The organism is Synoicihabitans lomoniglobus (genome assembly GCF_029023725.1).
GTDB classification, from domain to species: domain Bacteria; phylum Verrucomicrobiota; class Verrucomicrobiia; order Opitutales; family Opitutaceae; genus Actomonas; species Actomonas lomonigloba.
Genome location: NZ_CP119075.1, coordinates 4,023,461 through 4,047,141 on the forward strand (window position 1 = coordinate 4,023,461; position 23,681 = coordinate 4,047,141).

At 62.7% G+C, this 23,681-nt stretch carries 29 protein-coding genes; 18 read left to right on the top strand and 11 right to left on the bottom strand.

Annotated elements, in window-relative coordinates; all coding sequences use genetic code 11:
- The 7 genes from PXH66_RS15475 to PXH66_RS15505 form a co-directional block, all read right to left on the bottom strand.
- Positions 1-429, bottom strand: coding sequence for an FKBP-type peptidyl-prolyl cis-trans isomerase (locus tag PXH66_RS15475; protein ID WP_330932070.1), 429 nt, complete (start codon positions 427-429; stop codon positions 1-3).
- A 90-nt stretch (positions 430-519) separates the two neighbouring features.
- A complete protein-coding gene (locus tag PXH66_RS15480) occupies positions 520-1,173 on the bottom strand; it encodes a uracil-DNA glycosylase family protein (protein ID WP_330930442.1) in 654 nt (217 codons plus the stop codon).
- A 114-nt stretch (positions 1,174-1,287) separates the two neighbouring features.
- Entirely contained in the window at positions 1,288-1,695 is a 408-nt protein-coding gene (locus PXH66_RS15485) for an RNA recognition motif domain-containing protein (protein WP_330930443.1), read from the bottom strand.
- Positions 1,696-1,933: 238 nt separating this feature from the next.
- Positions 1,934-3,544 carry a peptide ABC transporter substrate-binding protein gene (locus PXH66_RS15490; protein ID WP_330930444.1) on the bottom strand — a complete coding sequence of 537 codons (1,611 nt, stop codon included), beginning with the start codon at positions 3,542-3,544 and terminating at the stop codon, positions 1,934-1,936.
- Positions 3,545-3,552: 8 nt separating this feature from the next.
- Positions 3,553-3,981 (bottom strand): acyl-CoA thioesterase, encoded by a 429-nt coding sequence (locus tag PXH66_RS15495; RefSeq protein WP_330930445.1) that lies wholly within the window; start codon positions 3,979-3,981, stop codon positions 3,553-3,555.
- Positions 3,978-4,367 carry an RNA-binding S4 domain-containing protein gene (locus PXH66_RS15500; RefSeq protein WP_330930446.1) on the bottom strand — a complete coding sequence of 130 codons (390 nt, stop codon included), beginning with the start codon at positions 4,365-4,367 and terminating at the stop codon, positions 3,978-3,980. Before PXH66_RS15500 ends, PXH66_RS15495 begins: the two co-directional genes overlap by 4 nt.
- 90 nt (positions 4,368-4,457) lie before the next feature.
- Positions 4,458-4,964: a DUF3016 domain-containing protein gene (locus PXH66_RS15505; RefSeq protein WP_330930447.1), complete on the bottom strand. Its 507-nt coding sequence runs from the start codon at positions 4,962-4,964 to the stop codon at positions 4,458-4,460.
- A 259-nt stretch (positions 4,965-5,223) separates the two neighbouring features.
- Here PXH66_RS15505 and PXH66_RS15510 point away from each other — a divergent pair, with 259 nt between their 5' ends.
- From PXH66_RS15510 to PXH66_RS15570, 13 genes are all read left to right on the top strand, one after another.
- On the top strand, positions 5,224-5,496 hold the full coding sequence (locus PXH66_RS15510) for a hypothetical protein (RefSeq protein WP_330930448.1): 273 nt from the start codon (positions 5,224-5,226) through the stop codon (positions 5,494-5,496).
- 25 nt (positions 5,497-5,521) lie between these two features.
- Positions 5,522-5,959 carry a DUF5069 domain-containing protein gene (locus tag PXH66_RS15515; RefSeq protein WP_330930449.1) on the top strand — a complete coding sequence of 146 codons (438 nt, stop codon included), beginning with the start codon at positions 5,522-5,524 and terminating at the stop codon, positions 5,957-5,959.
- Complete coding sequence (locus tag PXH66_RS15520) at positions 5,952-6,473, top strand: gluconokinase (RefSeq protein ID WP_330930450.1); 522 nt, start codon at positions 5,952-5,954, stop codon at positions 6,471-6,473. The genes PXH66_RS15515 and PXH66_RS15520 overlap by 8 nt, the downstream gene beginning before the upstream one ends.
- A 46-nt stretch (positions 6,474-6,519) precedes the next feature.
- Positions 6,520-8,907, top strand: coding sequence for a penicillin acylase family protein (locus tag PXH66_RS15525; RefSeq protein WP_330930451.1), 2,388 nt, complete (start codon positions 6,520-6,522; stop codon positions 8,905-8,907).
- Positions 8,908-9,076: 169 nt separating this feature from the next.
- Entirely contained in the window at positions 9,077-9,796 is a 720-nt protein-coding gene (locus PXH66_RS15530) for a nucleoside 2-deoxyribosyltransferase (RefSeq protein WP_330930452.1), read from the top strand.
- A 56-nt stretch (positions 9,797-9,852) separates the two neighbouring features.
- Positions 9,853-10,467 carry a uracil phosphoribosyltransferase gene (gene upp, locus PXH66_RS15535; RefSeq protein ID WP_330930453.1) on the top strand — a complete coding sequence of 205 codons (615 nt, stop codon included), beginning with the start codon at positions 9,853-9,855 and terminating at the stop codon, positions 10,465-10,467.
- Positions 10,467-10,928 (top strand): GNAT family N-acetyltransferase, encoded by a 462-nt coding sequence (locus tag PXH66_RS15540; protein ID WP_330930454.1) that lies wholly within the window; start codon positions 10,467-10,469, stop codon positions 10,926-10,928. The genes upp and PXH66_RS15540 overlap by 1 nt, the downstream gene beginning before the upstream one ends.
- Positions 10,925-11,362: a DUF5069 domain-containing protein gene (locus PXH66_RS15545; RefSeq protein ID WP_330930455.1), complete on the top strand. Its 438-nt coding sequence runs from the start codon at positions 10,925-10,927 to the stop codon at positions 11,360-11,362. The genes PXH66_RS15540 and PXH66_RS15545 overlap by 4 nt, the downstream gene beginning before the upstream one ends.
- Positions 11,359-12,204 (top strand): GNAT family N-acetyltransferase, encoded by an 846-nt coding sequence (locus PXH66_RS15550; protein ID WP_330930456.1) that lies wholly within the window; start codon positions 11,359-11,361, stop codon positions 12,202-12,204. Before PXH66_RS15545 ends, PXH66_RS15550 begins: the two co-directional genes overlap by 4 nt.
- Before the next feature lie 162 nt (positions 12,205-12,366).
- Positions 12,367-12,636: a hypothetical protein gene (locus PXH66_RS15555; RefSeq protein ID WP_330930457.1), complete on the top strand. Its 270-nt coding sequence runs from the start codon at positions 12,367-12,369 to the stop codon at positions 12,634-12,636.
- A 177-nt stretch (positions 12,637-12,813) separates the two neighbouring features.
- Entirely contained in the window at positions 12,814-14,208 is a 1,395-nt protein-coding gene (locus PXH66_RS15560) for an MBL fold metallo-hydrolase (protein ID WP_330930458.1), read from the top strand.
- 117 nt (positions 14,209-14,325) lie between these two features.
- Positions 14,326-14,973, top strand: a complete 648-nt coding sequence (gene can, locus PXH66_RS15565; RefSeq protein ID WP_330930459.1) for a carbonate dehydratase — start codon at positions 14,326-14,328, stop codon at positions 14,971-14,973.
- Positions 14,974-15,101: 128 nt separating this feature from the next.
- Positions 15,102-15,680: a DUF7010 family protein gene (locus tag PXH66_RS15570; RefSeq protein WP_330930460.1), complete on the top strand. Its 579-nt coding sequence runs from the start codon at positions 15,102-15,104 to the stop codon at positions 15,678-15,680.
- A 56-nt stretch (positions 15,681-15,736) separates the two neighbouring features.
- Here PXH66_RS15570 and PXH66_RS15575 read toward each other — a convergent pair whose 3' ends face one another.
- Positions 15,737-17,386 (bottom strand): peptide ABC transporter substrate-binding protein, encoded by a 1,650-nt coding sequence (locus PXH66_RS15575; RefSeq protein ID WP_330930461.1) that lies wholly within the window; start codon positions 17,384-17,386, stop codon positions 15,737-15,739.
- Between the two features lie 99 nt (positions 17,387-17,485).
- On the opposite strand from PXH66_RS15575, the gene PXH66_RS15580 reads away from it, so the two are divergent.
- Positions 17,486-18,220, top strand: coding sequence for a class I SAM-dependent methyltransferase (locus tag PXH66_RS15580; RefSeq protein WP_330930462.1), 735 nt, complete (start codon positions 17,486-17,488; stop codon positions 18,218-18,220).
- Between the two features lie 19 nt (positions 18,221-18,239).
- Here PXH66_RS15580 and PXH66_RS15585 read toward each other — a convergent pair whose 3' ends face one another.
- Positions 18,240-19,196: a polysaccharide deacetylase family protein gene (locus PXH66_RS15585; protein ID WP_330930463.1), complete on the bottom strand. Its 957-nt coding sequence runs from the start codon at positions 19,194-19,196 to the stop codon at positions 18,240-18,242.
- 91 nt (positions 19,197-19,287) lie between these two features.
- On the opposite strand from PXH66_RS15585, the gene PXH66_RS15590 reads away from it, so the two are divergent.
- Positions 19,288-19,974 (top strand): RluA family pseudouridine synthase, encoded by a 687-nt coding sequence (locus tag PXH66_RS15590; protein ID WP_330930464.1) that lies wholly within the window; start codon positions 19,288-19,290, stop codon positions 19,972-19,974.
- Here the strand turns inward: PXH66_RS15590 and PXH66_RS15595 are convergent.
- Positions 19,958-20,368: a PaaI family thioesterase gene (locus PXH66_RS15595; protein WP_330930465.1), complete on the bottom strand. Its 411-nt coding sequence runs from the start codon at positions 20,366-20,368 to the stop codon at positions 19,958-19,960. The genes PXH66_RS15590 and PXH66_RS15595 overlap by 17 nt on opposite strands.
- Before the next feature lie 110 nt (positions 20,369-20,478).
- Here PXH66_RS15595 and PXH66_RS15600 point away from each other — a divergent pair, with 110 nt between their 5' ends.
- Positions 20,479-21,132, top strand: a complete 654-nt coding sequence (locus PXH66_RS15600) for a hypothetical protein (RefSeq protein WP_330930466.1) — start codon at positions 20,479-20,481, stop codon at positions 21,130-21,132.
- 22 nt (positions 21,133-21,154) lie between these two features.
- Here PXH66_RS15600 and PXH66_RS15605 read toward each other — a convergent pair whose 3' ends face one another.
- On the bottom strand, positions 21,155-21,424 hold the full coding sequence (locus tag PXH66_RS15605; protein ID WP_330930467.1) for a hypothetical protein: 270 nt from the start codon (positions 21,422-21,424) through the stop codon (positions 21,155-21,157).
- 138 nt (positions 21,425-21,562) lie between these two features.
- Here PXH66_RS15605 and PXH66_RS15610 point away from each other — a divergent pair, with 138 nt between their 5' ends.
- Positions 21,563-23,017, top strand: a complete 1,455-nt coding sequence (locus tag PXH66_RS15610) for a DEAD/DEAH box helicase (RefSeq protein WP_330930468.1) — start codon at positions 21,563-21,565, stop codon at positions 23,015-23,017.
- Positions 23,017-23,556: a ribonuclease HI gene (locus PXH66_RS15615; RefSeq protein WP_330930469.1), complete on the top strand. Its 540-nt coding sequence runs from the start codon at positions 23,017-23,019 to the stop codon at positions 23,554-23,556. The genes PXH66_RS15610 and PXH66_RS15615 overlap by 1 nt, the downstream gene beginning before the upstream one ends.
- The last annotated feature ends 125 nt before the right edge of the window (positions 23,557-23,681 follow it).

Genomic DNA, 23,681 nt, shown 5'->3' on the forward strand with positions numbered 1-23,681 from the left:
CTAGTAAACCAACGGTTGACGCGGCTCCACCTTGAGCAACTCGACCTCAAAAACCAGCGTCGCCATGCGCGGGATGTCCGGGGAGCGACCGCGCGTGCCGTAACCGAGTTCGTAAGGCACGATAAGCAGACGTTTCTCGCCTTCGCGCATCATGAGCAAACCGTATTCCCAACCGTCGATGACCTTCTTGCGGTCGAGTTGAAAAGTGAACGGTTTGGTCGCATCCTGCATTTCGTCGAAGACCGTGCCGTCGAGTAGCGATCCCTTGAACAAGACGCTGACCGTATCGCCCCGATTCGCCTGCGCTCCGTCGCCAGCGCGGAGTAATTCCGTCCAGAGTCCGGTTGACGTGCGTTCCGCGTTGGGAAACTCGCGCTTTACGATCGCGAGATCGCGCGGCGGCAATTTCTCACGTTGGGCAGAGGCCAAGGTGGGCAATAAGAGAGCTCCGATGAGCAGAACAAAATAACGACGCATGCCCCAAGCTAGGACAGTTCCGGGGGCGGGCGAAAGCTCGATTTACAGCCGAAGTTTTGTCGCCTGCTCGGCCGCCGCGACCGCCGGATGGGCCGCGACGCGTTGCAAGGCCGCTTCGAGTAACGCTTTGCCGGGCTCCGTGCGATGCCAGGTCGAGGCGCCGGAGGGGTGAGGCAAGGGAATACAATCCGCCCGATGGCCGTGATACTCCAGCGGCAGCGTCCGACCAATCAGGTCCTTGAGGGCCCCCACCTCGTAAAATTGTTGGATCGCGAGTTTGCCGACCAACAGCACCAGTCGGGGCCGCAGCAATACAAACTCTCGATCCAGCCAACGACGACACGTCGCGATCTCCTCCGGCGATGGCACCCGGTCGCCGCCCGTCGGCCGTTTTCCCGGGAAACAGCGGCACACGGCCGCGAAATAGACGCGGTCGCGCACCTCGTCCTCCGTCCAACCGAGCGCCCCGTGCAGCCATTTGAAGAGCGTCTTGCCCGCCGTCCACGCAAACGGTCGCTGCAACGTGGGCTCCTTGTCGCCCGGGGCCTGACCGATGAGCAGAATACCGTGGGTGGCCGGTCGCCCGACCACGGCGGGTCGATGCATCCGCGGGCACCGCTCACACGCCTGCACCGCCGCCAAGTGCGCGCGCAAGGCAGCAATGCTGAGGTTGGGATCGACGGAAGGCGCGGGCATGACGGCCAGCCTTGGCAGCGCGCCCGCCGGGCCCGAGCACAAAAAAACGGAGCCCCGTCGAGGGACTCCGTTGAAAAGACTTAACCGTCGATGCGGTCGAGCAGGATGGGCCGATTAGTAACGGTCGCCGCCGCCACGACGATCGCCGTAGCCGCCACCACCACCACCGCGACGGTCGCCGTAGCCACCGCCACCACCACGACGGTCACCGCCGCCGAAGCCGCCGCGACCACCACCGCCACCACCGAAGCCACCGCCACGAGGACGATCTTCCTTCGGACGGGCTTCATTGACGGTCAAAGCGCGACCACCGAAGTCTTTGCCGTTCAGCTCCTCAGCGGCACGGGCGGCGTTTTCCGCCGTGTCGAGGGTCACGAACGCGAAGCCACGGGGGCGACCGGTCATTTTGTCCATGGCAACGTAAACGTCGGTGACTTCGCCATAAGCGGAGAATGCGTCACGGAGTTCGTCCTCGGTGGTTTTGAAGGACATGTTACCTACATATAATTTAGCTGAGCTCATGATGTTGAAGATTTCGTAGATCCCCGTCTGCCTGCAGTCCGTTCCCGACCATCGGGTTTCAAATCAACACTTAGAGCCTTACCCTATCTGTAGATTCACCAGTTCCTGTTGCCTAACGTCTTTCCAACGAACGCGCCGAGCAGATACCTACGCCCCGTAAACGCAACAACTTTCGCGGTGACTTCAACGTGACGAAAAGCGGCTATTTCGCCGCCCTCACCTCCTCATTCGCGGATGCTTACTCCCGCTCCAACCACACGTTTTGCAACGGATGGATATCGAGCAGCGTGGGGTGCCAGCCCTTCACGGCCGGAGACATGACATAATGCTTCGTGTAAAAATACAGCGGAATCACCGGCACTTCCGCGCCCAGAATCTGTTCCATCTCCGAGTAGCGAACCGCCCGATCATGAGCATCGCCCAATGTGCCGGCCTCCGCGACGAGTGCATCGTAACGGGCGTTGGACCAGCCGGTGCGGTTGTTGCCGCCATCGGTGACCATCATGTCCAAAAACGTCATCGGGTCCGCGTAGTCGCCGATCCATGCACTCCACGCCATGTCGTAAGCCTGGTTGTTCATGGTATCCAGATAGACTTTCCACTCCTGATTATAGAGGCGCACATCAATCCCGAGATTAGCGGAGAGCATGGCCTGCAGGGCTTCACACACGATCCGGCCGGTGTCGGAGGTGGGATAAAGAATCTCGATCGCGGGCAATCCCTTGCCTCCGGGATAGCCGGCCTCGGCCAACAAAGCGCGCGCTTTTTCCACGTTGTCCTCAAACGTGATGGGCGGATTAAAGACCGGCATCTGCGGCGTGAAGCTGTGCGCCGGGGTCTTCACTCCCCGTTGCACCTCGTAAGCCAATCCATCGCGATCAATCGCCAACGCGAGAGCCCGACGCACGCGGGGATCGGACAGCTGCGGCTTGTTCACATTTACGCGGAAGTAGGCCGCCGCCAGATAAGGGTCGAGATGGAACACGTCTTTTCGCTCGTCACGATAGTGATCGATTTTGCTGAGCGGCAGCGCGTCGGTCACGTCGAGTTGCCCCGTGCGGAACATCCGCTCCTCGGTGTCGGTGCTTTCAATGGGGTAGAAGCGCACGGCGTCGAGTTTCACGCCATCACGGCCCCAGTAGGTCGGGCTCTTGCGCACTTCGATGTGCTGGTTGGGTATCCACTCCGCCAGCACGAACGGACCATTGCTCACGTAGTTTTCCGCCCGGGTCCAGGCCGTGCCCTTGCGCGTCAGCCCGCCGAATTTCTCGACGGTCGGCAAATGCACCGGATGCCAGCTGTAATGCGTGAGCAAATCGAGAAAGTAGCCCGTCGGATTGACCAGCGTGACCTCGATCGTGCGGTCGTCGAGAGCCTTGAATCCCGTCTGACTGAAGTCCGTCAGCTCACCCTTGTTGTAGGCCTCGCCCCCGACGACGAGGAACAGGTTGTAGGCGTATTCAGAGCCCAACGACGGCGTAAGGATGCGTTGCCACGAGCCGACGAAGTCCTGCGCCGTGACCGTATCGCCGTTGGACCACTTGGCTTCCGGCCGCAGGTGAAAGGTGTAAACGCGTCCATCCTCGGAGATCTCCCAGGACTCCGCCTGCCCGGGACGCGGTTCGAGCGTGACCGGATCCGGTATCACCAGACCTTCGATGAGCGTGCGAATGACTTTGCTCTCCGGCCGACCCGTCACAGTCTGCGGATCGAGATCGGAGGGCTCGGTCGAGTTGCCCACGTGCAGGGTGTTGCCCTGTGCGATCGGTTCGGCGCCACGTTTGGTGCAACCGGCGGCGAGGATCGACAGTGCGAGCGAGAGGCAGAGGAGGGTCTTGGAAAAAGTCATGATGAAATCTAGATGCTGTATTTCTCGCGCACATCGGCCGGGAGCTCAACCGCGCGATTGGTTTTGAGATCGATTAGCGCGTAATCGCAATACCCGTCGCAGGACCGCTTGCGCTGCGGCAGGCGGTCGATCTCAAAGGCGACACGACACCCCCGGGCCGTAAAATGATCAATCCAGCAACGCACCACCATCCGGTCGCCGAGTCCGAGCGGACGTTTGTAGTTCACCGTCGACGTCGTCATATACCAGCCCAGCCCACGCGCTGCGAAGTCGCTCATCGACATGCCGTAGTCGCGCTCCATCTGCGTAAATCGCGCCGCCAACACGTAGTCGAGATAACGCGTGCTGTGCACATGTTGATACAGGTCGATGTCGTCGGGTCGCACGTCGAGCTCGGTTTCAAAACGCGCAAAGACATTCAGGGGAGCTTTACTCATAATTGGTCGAGCAGGTCATCGAGCTGACGTCGATCCCGCTTGGTGGGTCGGCCCGCGCCGCGTTCGCGGGCAAGCACCTGTTGCACCCGGGCCGCCTTCGCCCGCTCGATCTCCGCCGTCGGGGTGCGGTCTTCGCAGTGATCCGGCACCAGCTTGGCTCCGATGCGTGACGCGGGAATGCCGACGACCCGGTAGACCCGTCCGATCAAGCCATCGCGCACCGTCACCACTTCTCCGATACGCACTTCCCGCGAGGGTTTTACGATCGAGTCATCGATGCGGACCCGACCATCGCGGCAGGCTCCCGTGGCCAACGTCCGGGTCTTGAACACCCGCACGGTCCACAACCACCGGTCGAGGCGGCAGGTCACAGGCGAAGGCGGCACGGGAGAGGAGACGGAACTCAAAACGAAAACGGCCGCCAGCCAATCAAGGCGGGCGGCCGGTATCAAATCAAAGCAGACGCAATCGCTCGATCAGGCGCGTTCCGCCGCCCGCAACTCGCGGGAGATCCAGCGTTCGAGCAGTTGCTTCTCGTGCCGCAACGGATCGCGGTCGGTCACGCGGGAGCTATACATGAAGCCCAGATCGCGCAGCTTGCGATTGCCCTCCGCCAGCACGTTGCCGGCGTCGTCCGTGAGACGAAAACTGAGATTAATGCGCGGCGGATACAGGTCCTTCACAATGCGGATATCCTGAGCGGTCGATCCCTGCCAGGGTTCGAACTCTCCCGCCATGTCCACATCCGTGATGACGATGGCCAAGCGTTGCCCCGGGGCCAGGTGTTGGGCCACCTGAGCTTCGATGTAACTCTTGAGTTCTTTGATGAGCAGGTCACGCCCCCGGGTGGGGAATGAATAGGAGTCGGAAAAGTCCGTAAAATTGTCGGCATCGACAAAGTTCACGTCCACGGGCGATGCCGGTTCGGCGGCGGCCAGGCCGGCGAACAATCCGAGGGTTGCGAGTAATGTTGATGGTTTCATGATTCGTAGTTGTTGCCAGAATACGACCGGAGACGGAGGACAATTGTTTCGTCGGGCGAAGTAAATTTCGATCGCGGATCGCTCCCCCGCTCTCCCGCCACCCGCGTGACTTTGACCGAAGTCGTTGGTCATGAGCCAGACGCCCGCAGCGCCTCCCCGGACAAAATTCTTTCACGCGGAGTCTTTATTTTCGAGGCATCGCGGCTACGTTACGTAGCCTCACGGTTTCGAACGGACACCGTGCTACGTAGCTCCACCCATGTTTGCCAATTTCCTCCCATTCCTGCGACGCTCGCCTCCGCCCGACAGCGAGTCGGCCTTCGTGCGCGAGGTCACGGTGACCCGGCACGAGCCGCGCAGCCGCCGTTCGGAGATGCTGCTGTTGGGCGGTTGGATTCTCATCGCGCTCAAGTGCGTCGGCACGTTCTGGATGGTGCGCCACTACGCCATGCCGTTCAACCCATGGTGGATCGTCCTGCCCACCCTCGCCGCCGCTGTCTTGTGCACGTGGGTGTATTGGCGCCGCAACTGACGTGGCCGATCGCCCCATTTCCCATATGCCTGCAATACCCGGCCTTCGCAGCCCCCACGCCACCGTCGATCGTCTCGTTTACGTCGGCCGTATGTTTGACAAAATCCGCCTGCACGCGCGCGGCGAGCTTCCCGCCGACTACCAAGCCGCGCTCGGGAAAGGTCTCGACGCCCGCGCCTGCACGTTTCTGCGCATCGACTACGCTGCACTGCGGGCGCGCGTGCTCGACGGCGGCACCGATACGGATGTCCTGGCGTGGGCTTTCGCCACCGGCGGCGATCGCAGTGATAATGACTGCATGATCTGGAGCCGTTTTCTGCAAAAACTGGCTTGGCGCGACGATCGCTCCGCCTTTTTGCGCGCCCGGGTGGCCGAGCAGGGTCTCGAGGGTCGTGGCATCGAAACGTTCTTCGATTTGATTGAGATCGACGAAGGTCGCCCTATCGGTGGTCCCGATGCCTGACTCGCTTTCTTCCGTCCCCCCTGGAGCCCTCGTCGTGATGGGGGTGTGCGGCACCGGCAAGTCCACCGTCGGCGAGCAACTCGCCGCCGCTCTCGGTTGGGCCTACGCCGACGCGGATAATTTCCACCCGCCGGAGAACGTGGAAAAAATGCGCGCCGGCACCCCCCTCAACGATGTCGACCGCGGCCCCTGGCTCGATCACCTGCGCGAACTGCTGACCACCCACCAACGCGAACAACGCGGTCTCGTGCTGGCCTGCTCCGCCCTCAAGTCCGACTACCGCCGCCGCCTTCAGCCCGCCACGCCCGTCTCCTTCGTGTTTCTCCACGGCACCCCTGCACTGCTCGCCGCACGGATGGGAAGTCGCGAAGGTCACTATATGCCGGCGTCACTGCTCGACTCGCAACTCGCGACCCTCGAGCCCCCCTCACCAGACGAAGCGATCTGGTGCGACGTGGCGAATTCTCCGGCCGCCATCGTGGCGCAGGTGCTGAGCCGCCTGCGCCCGCGCTGACCCCGCCTCGACATCGCGAGCGAATACGGCGACGATCTCCGCGCTCATGAAAGTCGCCCGTATTATTCGTTGGTTTGGCCTGATCCTGTGCGCACTCGCGCTGATCCTCGTCGGTGCATTCGCGTGGATGTGGTCACAGGTAAAATCGAGTCTGCCTCCGCTCGATGGCGAACTCCCGCTCGCCGGCTTATCCGCTCCGGCGACCCTCGCCCGCGACGCCATGGGCACCGCCGTGATTCACGCCGACAACCGCGTAGACGCCATGCGTGCGCTCGGGTTCGCTCACGGGCAGGATCGTTTTTTCCAAATGGATCTCCTCCGCCGCCGGGCTGCCGGAGAGTTGTCCGGCTTGTTTGGCGAAGTGGCCCTGTGGTCGGATCGCACGACCGTGGTGCACCGGTTTCGAGCCAAGGCCCGAACCGCCCTCGAACAGGAGTCCCCAACCAATCGCGCTTTGATTGCGGCCTACACCACCGGGGTAAACGCCGGGCTCGCCTCGCTCAGCGCCGCGCCGTGGGAATACGCCGTCGCCCGCACGGAGCCGCAACCGTGGGCCCCGGAGGATTGCATGCTCGTGCTCTACTCCATGGTGCTCGACCTGCAAAACTCGACCGGCAGCTACGAACAAGATCTCACGGTCCTGCGCGACGTCATGGGCACGCGCGCCGTCGATTTCTTCAATCCCATCGTCGGTCCCGACGATCGCGCCATCGACGGCAGCACGGCCCCATTGCCGCCCCCGCCGAGCGAAGAGGTCATCGACTTGCGCGGGGTTTCATCGATCGCCGAACCCGAGGACATCGCCGCCCGACCCGACCGCCTGCCCATCGGCTCCAACGCCATGGCCCTGCCCGGCGATCGCACCACCAACGGAGCCGCACTGCTAGCCGGCGATCCGCACCTCGGCCTGCGCGTGCCCAACATTTGGTATCGCGCGCAACTCAACTGGACCGACGCCGCCGGTTCACCCCAACGCATCACCGGCGCGAGCATGCCCGGCACTCCCGGCATCGCCATCGGCAGCAACGGCCACATCGCCTGGAGTTTCACCAACGCCATGATCGATACCGGCGATCTCGTGGCCGTCGACCTCAACCCGGTCGCCCCGGAAATCCTCTATCTTCGCGGCACCGAATCTCTCGAGTTCGAAGAACACGTCGACACCATCACCCTCAAAAACGGTGACACCGAAACGGTCGAAAGCACCTGGACGGTCTACGGTCCGATCGTGGGCAAAACCCTGCGAGGCAAATCCCTCGCCTTCAAATGGGTCTTCCACGATCCGGCGGCGGTGAACCTCGGAATGCTCGACCTGCAACAGGCGCGCGACGTCGAAGCCGCCGTCAACGCCGCCCATCGCGCCGGGTTGCCCAGTCTTAATCTTCTGGTTGCCGATTCTGCGGGAGCCGCCGCTTGGACGATCACCGGCCGCATCCCGCAACGCTTCGGCTACGACGGTCGTTTCCCCGTTTCGTGGACCTACGGCGACCGCGGCTGGAGCGGCTACCTCGACTCCGCCGAGACTCCCGTGATCCGCGCCGCGCCCGGCCAAGCGCTCTGGGACGGCAACAATCGCGCCATCGGCGGCGACGCCCTCGCTCGATTGGGCGACTCCGGCTACGACGATCCCGAACGCGGCGCCCAGCTCGCCCGCGGCCTCGAAGCGCTCACCGCCGCCGCCGCGCCGGCCGACCTCGCCGCCATTCAAACCGACCCCCACGCCGATTGGATGCTGCGCTGGCGCGACCTGTTGCTGGCGACCTTCGAACGCACCGGAGCTTCCGGCGACCGGGCGAAGTTCCTCGAAATCGTGAAGACATGGGACGGCACCGCCGGCGCCAACTCCGTCGCCTATCGCCTCCTCCGCGACTGGCGGGGCCAAGTCACGCGTCTCACGCTCGACCCGATCTTCTCGCTGTGCACGCGCGTCGCGCCGGATTTCCGCTACTGGCGTTTCCGTTATGAAGCGGCGCTGTGGGCGCTGCACCGCGACGAACCCGCGCACCTGATCACCGCCGATTACCTCAACTGGGACGCGCTTCGCCTCGCCGCCGTTGATCGCGTGATCGCGCAAGCCGACGAAACCGGTCAGCCGTTCGACCGCACGACCTGGGGCGACACCAACCGCCTCGACATGAACCACCCGTTTGGAGAGATGGTGCCCGAACCGTTCGCCGGTTGGCTCAACATGCCTCACTTGCGTCAGTCGGGGGATTCCCGGATGCCGTTCGTGCAACGGCCCAGCCACGGTGCCTCCCTGCGCATGGCGGTTTCGCCCGGCCACGAAGATGAGGGCCTGCTTCACCTACCCGGTGGCCAAAGTGGCAACCCGCTCTCCGTCTACTACCGCGCCGGTCACACCGCATGGGCCCAAAACGTGCCCGTGCCCCTGCTGCCGGGAGAGCCCGAGCACACGCTCACGCTCACGCCCTGAATCGCCTCTGCTGGGAACGCCGAGCTCCAGCTCGGTCCCGTCAGCATGGCCGAGCTGGAGCTCGACGTTCCCAGCCAAACCCACCGCCATCTTCCCGAAATCCCGGTTGCGCCGCGCCCGCGTTTGGGGTGGGATGGACGTCCCCAACCCGCCGTCCCTTCGACCTCGCGTGAAAGCCAAACTCAAGCCCGCCGCCAAAAGCTACTCCGTCTACTTCGGCGGGGAGCTGTTCGACCTCAAGCACCTCATCGGCAATGCCTATATGGCCGAGGCGATTTACGAAAAATCGCACGGCAAATTCCTCTGCCATTTGCCGCAGGATTTCGAGTTGCGCGGTCTCAATCCGCACGTAATTCGCGATCAGGATATCATGGCGCTGTTCGAGGCCGATCTCGCCATTTTCAACTTCGATGGAACCGAGCTCGATAGCGGCACGGTGGTGGAATTCATGATGGCGAAATTTGCCGACATTCCGACCGTGATCCTACGCACTGACCTGCGCGCCGCCGGCGATCAAGGTAGCGTCCGGCACGATCCGTGGAACTTGATGGCCAGCTTTTATCCGCGCACCGAAGTCGTGCGCGCCGCCAGTCTCATCGACTACCGCAAGCTGCAACAATCGCGTCTGCGCAAGGCACCCGACGACATCACCCGCCTCGCCGGTCAGCACGCCTCCGCGACCGCCTCCATCATTTGCGACCGCCTTGCCACCGAGGTCGTGCGGGCCCTCAATCGGGTGATCAAACTCCCGCCCGCGATGCCCAAGGAACTCCGACCCGACGTCTACTCCTGGCTGGCTCTCATGCCCGGTCTCAAGGGCAAGAAAAAGGAACTGCGGGCCGAACTCGCCAAGATTCTCGAACGTAAAACCCTCCGTAATTTGATCTGACCATCGCGTCCCCAAGCTCATCCCGGACGCGTCCACCCTCAACCCGCCATCCCGCCATGCCCGAACTACTTCACCACCCCCTCGCCTCTCACGTTCTCACCAAGCTGCGCGATAAAAACACCCCGGCGGCAGAGTTTCGGGCGTTGAGTTACAAGATCGGTTTAATGCTCGCCCTCGAAGCGACCAAGGACCTGCCGACCGATGTCGAAACGATCGACACGCCCCTGGAAACCATGGACGCCTCCGTGCTCGGCGAAGGCCTCGCCGTCGTGCCGATTCTGCGCGCCGGACTGGGCATGCTCCAGCCGTTCACCGATCTTTTTCCTTCCGTCAGTGTCGGCTATCTCGGCCTCGAACGCGACCACGAGACCGCGGAACCCAGCGCCTACTACAACAAGCTGCCCGACGTCACCAGTCGCCGCGTCCTGTGCGTCGACCCCATGCTCGCCACCGGCGGTTCCGCCGTCATGGCGCTCGACAAGCTCAAGGCCGCCGGGGCCACGGACATCCGTCTCGTCACCATCGTGAGCGCCCCCGAGGGCATCGAAACGGTCAAGGCCGCTCACCCCGACGTGCCCATCATCACTGCGGCCGTGGATCGCGAGCTTGATGACAACAGCTACATTCTGCCGGGACTCGGCGACTTCGGTGACCGCCTGTTCGATACCTGATGCCTGACGCATCCGATTACCGGATACGAGCGGCCACGCCCGCCGACGACGACGTCTGGGCGCGGCTGCGCCACGCCCTCTGGCCGGAGTGTCCGCCGGCGCGTCACGCCGAGGAGATTGCCCTCTATCGCCAATCTCCCGGGCTCGTGGCGCTCGCCCTCGACGCGCATGATCACGCCGTGGGATTTGCCGAAACGACCATCCGGCACGAACACGTGACGGGCACTGCGGCGAGTCCCGTGCCGTATCTCGAGGGTTGGTTTGTCGAGTCGGCCTGGCGTGGTCGCGGCGTCGGCCGGGCGTTGATCGATTTCGTGGCCGCATGGGCCCGAACCCAAGGTTTCGCGGAACTGGCCAGCGACACCGAACTGGCCAACGTATCCAGTCAGGCCGCCCACACCCGCCTCGGATTTCGCGAGACCGAACGCGTCGTCCACTACCTTAAACCCCTTTCGCCATGAAACTTCGCCGCCCTTGGGACGAACTTGCCGGCTGCATGTGGCTTGCCCGTTTTTTCGATAAAGCACGCCTCCATCTGGCAGGCAAACTGGGCCCCGACTTCGAGCCCTTCTTCGGCCATAAACTCGCGACCGACGGAACCTTTTTCGCCCACTTTGAACTTTCGCTCGAAGAGGTGCTGCCCGCCGTCGCCGCCGCCAACGACGATGACGACGCCTTCGCCGCGTGGTTTGCTCAACGGCCCGCCAGTTCACCCGCCCGCATCGCCGCCTGGAACGAGATCGCCTACAATCTGGGAAAACCCGGTCATCTGATGGAACGCAGTTACGCGTTCGCGAAGCGCCGCTATTATAAGACCGAAGACCCACGGCTTGATGGCGTGTTCGCGGGGATTGCGTGGGACGAAGGTTACCTCGACGAAATGCCCCGCCGATGAGCACGCCGTTGCTTCGGGTCGCGACGCCGGACGACTTGCCCGAATTGGCGGCAATCTACATCGACGCCGTGCAGACGCTTGGTCCGACCGCTTATACCGCCGCGCAAGTCACCGCGTGGGCGAGCTGGCCGACCGCCGAGCCCACGGAATTTCGCCGCCGCCTGACGGCCGGTCATACCTGGGTGGCCGAAGTCGAGGGCCAGATTGCCGCCTTCGCCGTCTATGTGCAGCCCGATCATCTCGACTTTCTCTACACGCGGGGAGCTTATGCGCGCCGCGGTTTGGCGATGTTGTTGCACGAAAAATTGGAAGCCATCGCCCGCGATCTCTGCGCGCCTTTGCTGCGCACCGAAGCGAGTTACCTGAGTCGCCCCGTGTTCAAAAAGCTCGGCTATCGCGTGATGGAGATCGAACGCGTCGAGCGCTTCGGCGAGACCTTCACTCGCTTCAAGATGACCAAGCGCCTCCGCGTCGGCGCACCGACCACCGGTCCTGATTTGGCGGTGATCGAGGCCCACGCGGCGTCCTTTGCCGTCACCCCTCACGTGGAAGCGGAAAGCGTCGTGACCCTTCGTCGGCACGACCCGGACAATCCCGGTTGGTTCAGTGGCAACGACGCCGGAGGCGTGCCCGGGTATTTTCCGACGGCATGGTTCGAGATCGACGAATCCACCCAACAAGCCACCGCACAACGCGACTACGACGCCGCCGAACTCGACGTGGTCGTCGGTGATCAGGTTCACGTCGCCGAGACGATCGGCAACTGGTGCCTTGTCGTGACGCACAATGGCCTGCACGAAGGATGGATTCCGGCCGCATGCCTTCCTGCCACCCGCGAATGACCGAAGGCGCGCCTGCGGCGGTTGTCGGGCGGTGAACGTTCGCTTGCGGCATCCTAAAGTAATCCCGATTTGGAGACGATTGTGCTGAGTGATCATCAGCGACCGTGAACCTTCCCTCGGGTTGGCGGTCTCAACCACCAACTCAAACGTCCGCTTTTCGTCATGGTCTATTATCATACACCGCATCACTCCCCGGAGACCGCTACTCCGCTGCTGAGCGAGATCGTCGCCGAAGCCGTCCATACCGCCGAAACCTGCCACGCCAACGGCAGGTTTTTTAATGTCGCGCCCTCTGCATCCGCCGGGAGTGAACACGCTCACCGCACTTCCGCCGACCGGGAATTGCTGCACATTGCGCAGGACTTCAGCTTCCTCTACGACGCCAGCCCGGAACACATCTACGCCGAGCTGCAGCGTCACTTCCGCGCCTGATCCGTCGCAGTTCCCATCTCGCCCGCCTTTGGCTGCGGTCGATGTGATCAACACGGCGATCCGGAGCTCGGCGCCTTACCGGCCGGGAGAAACGGCGAAGCCTGCCTCACCGTGATAAGCTTGTTCCGGCGATCCGGGGCGGTCATCGTCGGGTCTTAACCCCTCCTTGTTTCGCCCATGAAAATCAAAGTCCTCGGTGCCGCCGGTGGCCAGGTCACTGGCTCTTGTTATCTCGTTTCCACCAGCCAAGCTCGCATTCTCGTGGACTGCGGCATGTTCCAGGGCTCGCGCGAAGCCGAGGATCTCAACCGAGCCCTGCCCGTCGAAGGCATTGCCCAGCTCGACGCCATCGTGGTGACGCACGCCCATCTGGACCACACCGGTCGTTTGCCCGTGCTCGTGAAACACGGCTACACCGGCCCGATCTTCCTTACTCCCGCCACGAAGGAACTGATGATGATCATCCTCGAGGACTCCGCGCGTATCCAGCTCAGCGACAACGAGCGCACCAACCGGAAGCGTCAGCGCGCCGGCGAAGATCCGATCGAACCACTCTACGAACCCGATCACGTCGAACCGGTCCGCAACCTCGCTCGTGAGGTGACGCTGCACGAATTTGTAGAGGTCGCTCCCGGCATTCGGGCGCGCTATTTCGAGGCCGGTCACATGCTGGGTTCGACCAGCATCGAGCTGGAGATAACCGACGCCGGCGTGACCAAATCGGTCGTATTTTCCGGAGATCTGGGACCGGCGAATCGTCCCATGTTGCGCGACTTCGAAAGCATGTGCTGCGCGGATCTCGTGATCATGGAATCCACCTACGGCGATCACAACCACCAGCCGTATGACAAGACCGTGGCTGAGTTTGAGGCCATCGTGAAAAAGGTGGCCGAGGCCCGAGGCAAGATCCTCGTGCCGACCTTTGCGGTCGGCCGCTCCCAACAGATCATCTACCATCTCGCGGTCATGTTTCATGAGCGCAAGGTCGAGACATTTCCCATCTTCCTCGACAGCCCCATGGCGATCAAAGCCACCGAGGTTTACCGCGAACATCCCGAGTTGTTCGACGACGAGATGCAAGCCCACCGCGATGCGGGATTGTTTCCTATCAGTGGCGGTTTCTTCAAACCCACGATCACGGCCGACGAATCGAAAGCGCTCAACCATGTCGGCGGTCCGTGCGCCATTCTCGCGGGAGCCGGCATGTGCAACGCGGGTCGGATTCTGCACCACCTCAAACAGAACCTGTGGAAACCCGACACGCATGTGCTGATCGTCGGCTATCAGGGCAACGGCACGCTCGGTCGGCGGCTCGTCAACGGCGAACCTCACGTCAAAATTCACGGCGAAAAAATCGCCGTGCGCGCGCAGGTCCACACCATGGGCGGATTCAGCGCCCACGCCGACCAAGCCGATTTGTTGCGCTGGTTTGCCACGCTCGCCTCCGACCAGCCCCGACTCGTGCTGACCCACGGGGAAGACATCGCCCGGGAAACACTGCGCGGAATCGTGAACCAGAAGTTCGGCATCGAAGCCACCCTCCCCGCCCTCGGCGAGGAAATCGACCTGTAGGGCGCAAACCCAACCTAGCTTCACCGTAGGCCGCGAACTCGCTCGCGCTGGCGACCTTCCCCACCACCGCCGCTTTTACTTGGCGCGCTCGCGCCGATGGTAAAACTCCCGACCAGCATGGACACCCTCTCCCACCTGTTTGAACAAAACCGCAACTGGGCCGACGCCATTACGAGCGAAGACCCGGAGTTTTTCAGCAAACTCTCCCACCAGCAGAATCCCGACTACCTGTGGATCGGCTGCTCCGACAGTCGCGTGCCCGCCAATGAGATCATCGGACTGATGCCCGGAGAGGTCTTCGTGCATCGCAACATCGCCAACGTCGTCGCGCATTCCGATCTAAACTGCCTGTCGGTGATCCAATTCGCCGTCGATGTGCTCAAGGTGCGCCACATCATGGTGGTCGGTCACTACGGCTGCGGCGGCGTGCGGGCCGCGGTTCGCTGCGATCGCGTCGGGCTGGCCGACAATTGGCTGCGTCATGTGCAGGACGTAAAAGACAAACACCACACCTGCATGTGCAGCCTCCCTGGAGAAGGCGAACGCACCGACCGGCTTTGTGAACTCAACGTCTTGGAACAGGTGCTCAACGTTTGTCAGACCACGGTCGTGCGCGATGCCTGGAGCCGGGACCAACCGCTGACCATTCACGGTTGGATCTACAGCCTCAAGGATGGCCTGCTGCGCAACCTGCAGGTCAGCGCGTCCTCCCCGGAAGCGGCCGACTCAGCCTACCGCACCGCCGTCGCCGAACGCAGCGCCTGACGCGGCCCGTTCGATCCGGTCGCCATTGCATTGATGGAGCCGTTCGCCCGTTCATCCCGGGCGGATTGACGGTTGGGGCTGCGCCGCGAGGATCACCGCCGCAACCCGATCTCTCGCTTTACCTTACAATGTATAACCCCACCTCAGCGCTTTCCCTCGAAGTCCAGTGGCAGCAGTTCGCTGCCTCGCGTTTCAACACCATGCCGATCGCCGGCACCATGGCATGGAGCATTATCGGGATCGCTTCTCTGGTGCTGCCGCCTCACTTCGCGAACTTGGTCATTTTCATCGCGACCGGCTCCATATTTTACCTCGCGCTCGGGCTGGCCAAGATCACCGGCGAAGACCTGTTGGGGAAGAAACGACCGGGCAACTTCTTCGACCGGATCTTTCTTTCCTGCGTTTTCATGGCCTGCCTGGTCTACGCCATCGCCATCCCGTTTTTCTTTATCGACCGCAGTTCCCTTCCGCTGACCGTCGGTATCCTGACCGGGTTGATGTGGATTCCGTTTTCCATCATCGTGCGCCACTGGGTCGGTCTGTTTCACGGTATCACGCGCACAGCGCTGATTGTCGTAGCCTGGTATTTGATCCCTGAATACCGAACAGCCGCCATCTCCGCCATCATCGTCGGCGTTTACGCGATCACCCTCGTTGTGCTGCGACAACGCCACCGCGCGTTTCACGCCGCTGCCGCGCAACCGTAGCGCGCAAAGGTAGGGCCCGCTCGCCGAGCGCGCCGTTGCGGTTTAACAGTCCCGCTCTACGGCGCGTCCACCAACCGCACGTGTTTGTAAGGATGTTTGTCCAACGGATTGGGCCACCAGCCCTTGACGCGCGGGTCCAACAAATACGCCCGGGTGTAGTGATAGACCGGCGCAATCGGACCGCCCTCAATCAACATCGCGTCAAGTTGCTGAATCATCGCAGCGCGTTTGGCCGGGTTCTGCTCCGCCATCGATGCCGCGTGTAACCGATCGTAGGCGGGGTCGCCCCAGCCGGTGCGGTTGTTCGGGTTACCCGTGGTCATGATCTCCACAAACTGGTTGGCATCATCGTAGACCGCGACCCAACCCGACCGCGCGAGCCCGTAGTCGAGATTCGTCATGGAATCCAAATAGACTTTCCACTCCTGATTGAACAACTGCACGTCGATGCCGAGTTCACGCCGCCACATCTGCTGAATCGCTTCGGCCACCGCACGGTGATTTTCCGAGGTATTGTAGAGCAGCTCCGCCCCGGGAAACCCCACCCCGTTCGGATAACCCGCCTCGGCCAACAACGCGCGCGCTTTGTCGGGATCAAACGCCACCGTTTTGGCGGGCACAAACCCACCCATGCCGGGTGGCGAAAAACTGCCGGCCGCCGTTTCGCCGCGGCGCGTCACGTGAGTCACAATGGCTTCGCGGTCGATCGCCAACGACATCGCCAACCGCACCCGGGCATCATCAAGCGGCGGCCGCGTGACATTCATCCGATAGTAATACGTGCCGAGCTGCGGATCCACCCGCAGCGGCGAATCGGCCATCTCTGCATAGGTCGGCATCTTGGCCGAGGGAATGTCGTTGGTTTTGTGCAACTGTCCGCTGCGAAACATGCGCTCCTCCGTGTCGACACTCTCAACCGGGTGGAAATGGATCGCGTTGAGCGAAACCGTGGCCGCATCCCAATAGTAAGGGTTGCGCTCGACCACGATGACGCGGTTCTGCGACCAAGTCTTGAGACGGAAGGAGCCGTTGCCCACCAGATTGCCCTCGCGCGTCCATTCCGTGCCTCGCCGACGCAAACCGTCGAAACGCTCAATCACATGAATCGGCAACGGCCGCCAACAGGTGTAGGTCAGCAACGACAGGAAATACGGCACCGGATGCCGCAGGCGAATCTCCAAGGTGCGCGCATCGTGCGCGATCACTCCCACCGTGGAAAAATCCGTCGACTCACCGGTAATGTAGGCCGGTCCGCCTTCGAGAATTTCAAACAAGTAGGTGTATTCAGAACCCAACGCCGGATTCATGATCCGCTCGTAGGTGCGCACGAAATCGGCAGCCGTCAGCGCCGTGCCATCGGACCACTTCAGCCCCGGCCAAAAGTGAAACGTATAGACCGTGCCGTCCGCGGAAACCTCCCACCGCTCCGCCACCCCCGGTGCCGGTTGGCGCGTCTCCGGGTTGATGCTCACCAGGCCTTCGAACAACGCGTCGATGATGTGAAACTCCGGCACGCCCGTCACCACGTGCGGATCAAGATCCGGCGGCTCGGCGCCATTGCCCAGATGCAGCACGCCTTCGCGCACGCCCGTATCGACCATGCGCTCGGTGCGTCCACATGCGGTGAGAAAAAACATCAGGGCCACCGCCGCAGTCAGAACAGTTCGCCAGGACCCGAGGCTTCGAAACACGTGCGGTGAACTCATGACTCCAGCCCACGAGCGGACGGACCGGGGTGCAAGCTCCGGGAAGCAAGACTTGTGTTGCTCGGTGATCAATGAACGCTGAAGCGCTTTTATCGAATCATGCGGCTCTGGCACACGAAGACAGTCTGGGAAAAACTCGCCCGCGAAGATGCGATGTGGGCCGTGCTGACCGATCCCGCCAAGGACCGCAACCGTTGGCAAGTGGACGAATTTTTCGCCACCGGCCGCGCCACGGTGGACGCCGACATGGCGTATCTCAGCACGCAATTGCCGACTTTGGCCAAACGCGACGCGCTCGATTTCGGCTGTGGCGTGGGTCGCCTCAGCCAAGCCCTCGCCCCCCATTTCGACCGCGTGACCGGACTCGATGTCGCCGCCGCCATGATCGAACAGGCCAACCAGCACAATCGACACGGTGAGCGCGTGACCTACGTGCATAATCCGGCCGGCCACCTGCGGCAGTTTGCCGACCACAGCTTTGATTTCGTTTACAGCGTCATCACGCTGCAGCACATCCCCGCGAGTTTGCAGCGCGGCTACCTCCGCGAATTCCTGCGCGTGTGCCGCCCGGGCGGGGCGGTATTCTTCCAACTCGTCACCACCGAACCCGACAAACGTTGGCGCTTCTCGTGGTATCCCCCGACGATGTGGATGCGCATCAGACGTTACTTCCGGCGCGCGGCTACCATCGATCCCACCATGACCATGAACGCCGTGCCTCGCGCCGAAGCCTCCAACTTATTGGAACAAGCCGGCGGTCGCATCGTGGATATCCAGCCCTACGGCGCGGCCGGCGAGCTTGAGAGTTGGTCGTATTTGGTTACCAAGGACTGATCCGGCCAAGATCCGAGTCTCAGTGATCGGCGTGCGGGCTGAAGAGCTTGTCCCGCACTTCGCGATGATCGATGAGGATGATGCCCTCCTCGTCGATGATGCGCTTCGTCTCCGGTGCCGTGGCCCAGTCGTAATCGATTTGCCGCCACTGCGCGCCCCAGAAGGGGTGATCGACCGTGATCGCCTGCATCTCCGGGCCATCGAACGCGACGTGCAATACGATCATGTTGAGCCCCGGTTTCAGCTCGCGCAACACACGGTCATAGTGGTCGGCCATCCCCGCCGGATAGGCGGAGGTCGGCGCGCCGTGGATCGAGGTTAACCCCGCCTCATAATTGTCGAACAGGGCCTTCAGGTCCGCGTCCGACACCGACTCGCCAGCGTGGCTGTGAACCCGCAGGGGCAACTGATACTCATGGCCCAATTTAAGAAACAAGGCTTTGATGTCATCCCTCGCCGTCATCACGCCCATGTGACCATCGAGGTGCGTCACATCGATGCCGAGTTCGAGCGCGTGGTCGATCTGGATACGCACTTCCTTTTCAATTTCATCCAGCGCCGCTGCCGCCGCGTAGTCGGGCACATTGTCATGAAATACGCCTTCCGGAGTCACGAGGCTCGGCACCGTGTCTTTGCCCGCCATAGGTCCGGATTTGTAGTATTTCCACTCCGAGGTGAGCGTAAGGTGCACCCCGATATCCGCCTCCGGGTGAGCTTTGGCGTAGTCCACCACTTCCAGCACCCAGGGCGTGGGCATCATCACGCTCGCCGAGGTCACCACGCCTTTTTCCATCGCTGCAAACGTCGCCGCATTGTGCGCATGCGACATGCCGATGTCGTCGCCGTGGATGATGAGTAACTTGGCCTCCGCCGGATACCCCAACCGTTCCTGAATGGTCTGTTCGTGTGCGCTGGAAAGCATGGCCGAGCCTACCATGGCTCCGGCGCAAAGAAAATGACGGAGGTGGGGTAACATGCGTCGAGTCTGCACCACCTAGTCCGACGAAGAAAACAACGAAGACGCCCGGCGGCTTGCACCGTTCACCCGCCAATCTCAGCGTCGAGAGGTGTCCACCACTCCCGCCACCTTGTTTGAAGACGATGACTTGATTATCCTCAACAAACCCAGCGGCCTGCTCACCGAGGGCGGCGGCGATCGCGAACGCGATCTGGAACAACTCGCCCGCAATGCCACCGGCAAGGCCGTGCACTGTTGCCATCGGCTCGACCGGCTCACCAGCGGCGCTGTGCTCCTGCGCAAAACCGCCCGCTACAATCGCGAACTGGCCGCGCTCTTTGAACAACATCGTCTGCGCAAACTTTACTGGGCTATCGTCGACGGCGCTTGGCCGCGCGGTATCAACAAAGTGGAAACCCACATCGCGCCGGTCGGCGGTGGCCGCTTCGCCAACGTCACCTCAGGCGGCAAACTCGCCGTGACCACCGTGCGCGTGCTCGGACGCTACGACCAACCGACGGCCCTCACGTGGCTCGGCTTGCTCTTAAAAACCGGACGCACCCATCAGGCTCGCCTGCATTGCGCGCACCTCGGTTGTCCCGTGACCGGTGATCCCCTTTACGGCCCGGCCACCGCCGACGGCACGTTCGGCCTGCACGCCCGTGAGTTGCGTTTCAAACATCCCGCCACCGGTGCCGAAGTCGTGGCCACGGCACCCGTGCCCGCCGCCTGGGCGGCCTGGAGCGATGACTTCGTCGAGCCGGGGCCGACGGCCGAAATCACACTTCCGCGATAGTCATGCAGGTGCAGGTCGCCGTCGCGACCAGCTTGCCGCCGGCACTGTGTATCTCGCAGTCGAGAAAGCCGATGCGCAACCCGCGCTGCACCACCCGCGCCGTGGCGACGATCCGACCCAGCCGCACCGGGCGCATGAAATTCACCTTCAACTCAATGGTGGAAAAATCCTCCTCCGGCCGCAGTTGCCGACCGTAGGCCGTGCCCATTGCCGCATCCGCCAACGCCGCGATCACGCCGCCATGCACGCGCCCCATGGGGTTGGCGTGCTTGGCTTCCGCCTCCAGCGCGACCTCCGTCACGCCGGCGCGTTCAGGCGCGACTTGAAAGCCGATCAGGCGAGAGATCGGAGCATCCGCAAAGCGGTCGTCAGCGTTGGGTAGGGATTCAGCCATAGCGGCACCCGAACACGTTCCCGCGTTTTCGCAAACCTCCCCGTTACTCTCGCAGGAACATCGTGGAATCGCCCTCGTATCCGTCCGTTGGACTCACTACGATCGAACCCATGCCCCTAGATCCCCACGCGCAGTTTGAGCAACATGTGCTCGAAAACCTCGAATTCAGTCCCACCGGCGAAGTGCCCCACACGCCCGCCCATCAGGAGGCGCTCGCGCACTTGATCGCCGCGCACCAAGTCTACCCGTCCGCCGATCACGCGCATGGCCATGTGAGCGTGCGCACCTTGGCTGCCCTACCCGCTTTTTACGCGCACAACCTGGAGGCCGTGATCAAAGGCGAGGTCGCGGAAGCCGACCTCGAGTCGGACGAAAGCATCTTCGATCGCTACGTCGCGTCGTTGCCCGCATCGCTCCGCGAAGCTGCGGAAGTCAGCCGCTCCCTGGCGGTCGGACGGCGTCTGCTCCACCGCGCCAAACACGACGGCGAGATCGTCCACGATCCCGTGCACAGCCTGTTTCTCATTCCGGGTTGCGGTCCGCATCCCGGGTTGCCGGGCAACTACCTCCACGGCTCAATTTTCCAAGACCACATCGACGACCTCGCCGGAGCCTGGGCGCTGCATGTCCATGACCGCGACGACGGCGCCGCGACCTGCGAAGTGCCGACCCGTGAAGCCGCGTTGGAGAAACTGGAGGAGCTGCTCGCCAGCGCCCCGTTTCTCCTCAGCGAACTTGAAGCATTGGACTTCCAGATGAATTGAATCCGCCCGGAGGGAGCGGCCGCTAAAACTGCAAACGCTCCTCCGGCTGGTCATCCGGCGCGCCTTCATACGCGTGCACCGAACGCTCGGAATCCGCCCACAGCGGCAGGTTGTCCCGCCGCCCCAGGCTGCACTCCTTGATCGATTGTTGCACCTCGGGGTCCATCGCTTCGTTCATCAACCGGTCGAGGGCGGCATACGCCACGTCCTCCGGTGTTACTTTAATGGCACGGGCCAAACGATTGACCACATGACGTTCACCTGGCTCCAGATGGATTTTTAATCCGGACATAATAGCCTCCTAGTTTGGGATTGAGTGCAGCATACGCCTGCACCGGTAAAAGTCGATGCGGATCACGGGAAAGGACGCCGAATTCGACCGCCCGCAAATAGAGTTTCAAAATTCGCCGACAGCCCTCATCGCCAAGTCATGCCGTTTACTGCCTTGGGCTTGTCGACCCACTTGATCCGCGCGCTCTCCCAGCGCTCCTACGTCGCGCCCACCCCCGTGCAAACCGAGGCCATTCCCGCCATTCTACGCGGCGCCGACGTATGGGCGCAGGCGCAAACCGGCTCCGGCAAAACCGCCGCCTTTGCCCTGCCCTTGCTGCAACACGGCGCGGAAATCTCCCGTTCTTCCCGCCGCAACACGCCCGTGCTCGTGCTCGTGCCCACCCGCGAACTGGCCGCACAGGTCGCCCAGGCGTTCAGCGACTACGGACAATATCTCACCCGTCCTCCCAAGGTCATCACCGCCGCCGGGGGCGTATCGATCAATCCACAGATGATGGCGCTGGGCGGCGGGGCCGATGTCGTCGTCGCCACCCCCGGCCGCCTGCTCGATCTCGTTGACCACAACGCGGTGCATCTCGACGCCGTCGAAACGCTCGTTCTCGATGAGGCCGACCAACTGTTCGCTCTCGGCTTTGCCGACGAGCTCGGTCGCATTCTCGCGCTGCTGCCGGCCAAACGCCAGAACCTGCTGTTCTCCGCCACTTTCCCCGACGAGGTGACAGACCTCGCCACCGCGCTGCTGACCGACCCCGTCCGCATCACCATCGCATCCACTCCGGTCACGACCCCCGCGATCACGGAACGTGCCATTGAGGTCGACGCACCACGCCGCACCCAACTCCTCCGCCAACTGCTCGAAACGCACGATGGCTGGACCCGCGTGTTGGTTTTTGTCGCCACCAAATACTCCACCGGTCACGTCGCCGAAAAGCTCCGCCGCCTCGGCATCGAAGCCGGCTCGCTCCACGGCGAGTTGAGCCAAGGCGCCCGCACTCAAACGCTGGCCGACTTCGCCGCCGGGAAAATCCCCGTGCTCATCGCCACCGACCTCGCCGCCCGCGGCATCGACTTCACGCAACTCTCCGTCGTCATCAATTACGACCTGCCTCGCTCCGCGATCATCTACACCCATCGCATCGGCCGCACCGGCCGCGCGGGCGCAACGGGTGAAGCCATCAGCTTCGTCAGCGCCGCGACGTTTGAGTTGTTTCAACTCATCGAAAAACGCCTCAAACGCTTGATTCCCCGCGAACAAATCCCGGGTTTCGAACCCGCCGAAGTCGCGCCTCCGGAAGCACCGCGCACCGGCGGCGTCAAAGGCAAACGCAAGAGCAAGAAGGACAAGCTGCGCGAAGCCGCTGGCCTGCCTCCGGGCACGCCGCTCAACTCGCCGGGTGCAGCCGCGGCCACGCCCGCGTCATCGTCCGCGCCCCGGCCCAAACCCGCTTCCACCCCGCGGCCGACGAAGCCGAAATCGCGCCCCTCCAGACCACCGCGCGAAGACTCCGGCGGACGCGAGTCCACCCAGCTCGAATCCTCCGAAAACGCCTTCCGCTGGCACCGCGCCCCGCCCGGGCGCCGCCGACTTTGATGTCTGCAGTTCCGTCGCCGTCCGATTCCTGCCCGCATTGCGCTCTGCTCACCGACGGCAGCGTCCACCCCGCCACCGGCTTGGGGTTCGGCGGGTATCTGTGCGGTCGCAGCGCCGACTTGAGTATCGCGTCCGATTCGACGGCAGTGTGTCTGCGACGATTTAAAGCCACCACCGCCGCCCGTCTGGAATTGCAAACGCTGATCTGGGCTTTGCGCGAGATCCCTATCTGCGCTGGCGAGCTGGTCGTCTACACCGACTCGCAAACCATCGTCGGGCTCCCGTCCCGGCGCGGTCGTTTGGAACGCGCGGAGTATCGTTCCCGTCGCGGCACGTTGCTGAAACAACATGACTTGTATCGAGAATTCTATGACCTGTGCGATACCCGCCCCTTCACGATTAAGAAGATTCCGGGACATCAACCCACGACGGCAAAAACCGGTCTCGCCTCAGCCTTCTCACTCGTGGATCGAGCGACACGACGAGCGCTGCGCCAAGCCATCCCCACCGACACCGACACCAAAAATAATGGTGCCTAGAATGGTCCTTCGTCGAAAGCGCAGTTGATGCCGCGCTTAACTTGATGGCGCTGCAGACGCGTGACGGGGGCTGCTGCGCTCGCCGGGGTCGCGGGCCGAGCCGACATTCGGCTGCCCAAGGCCAG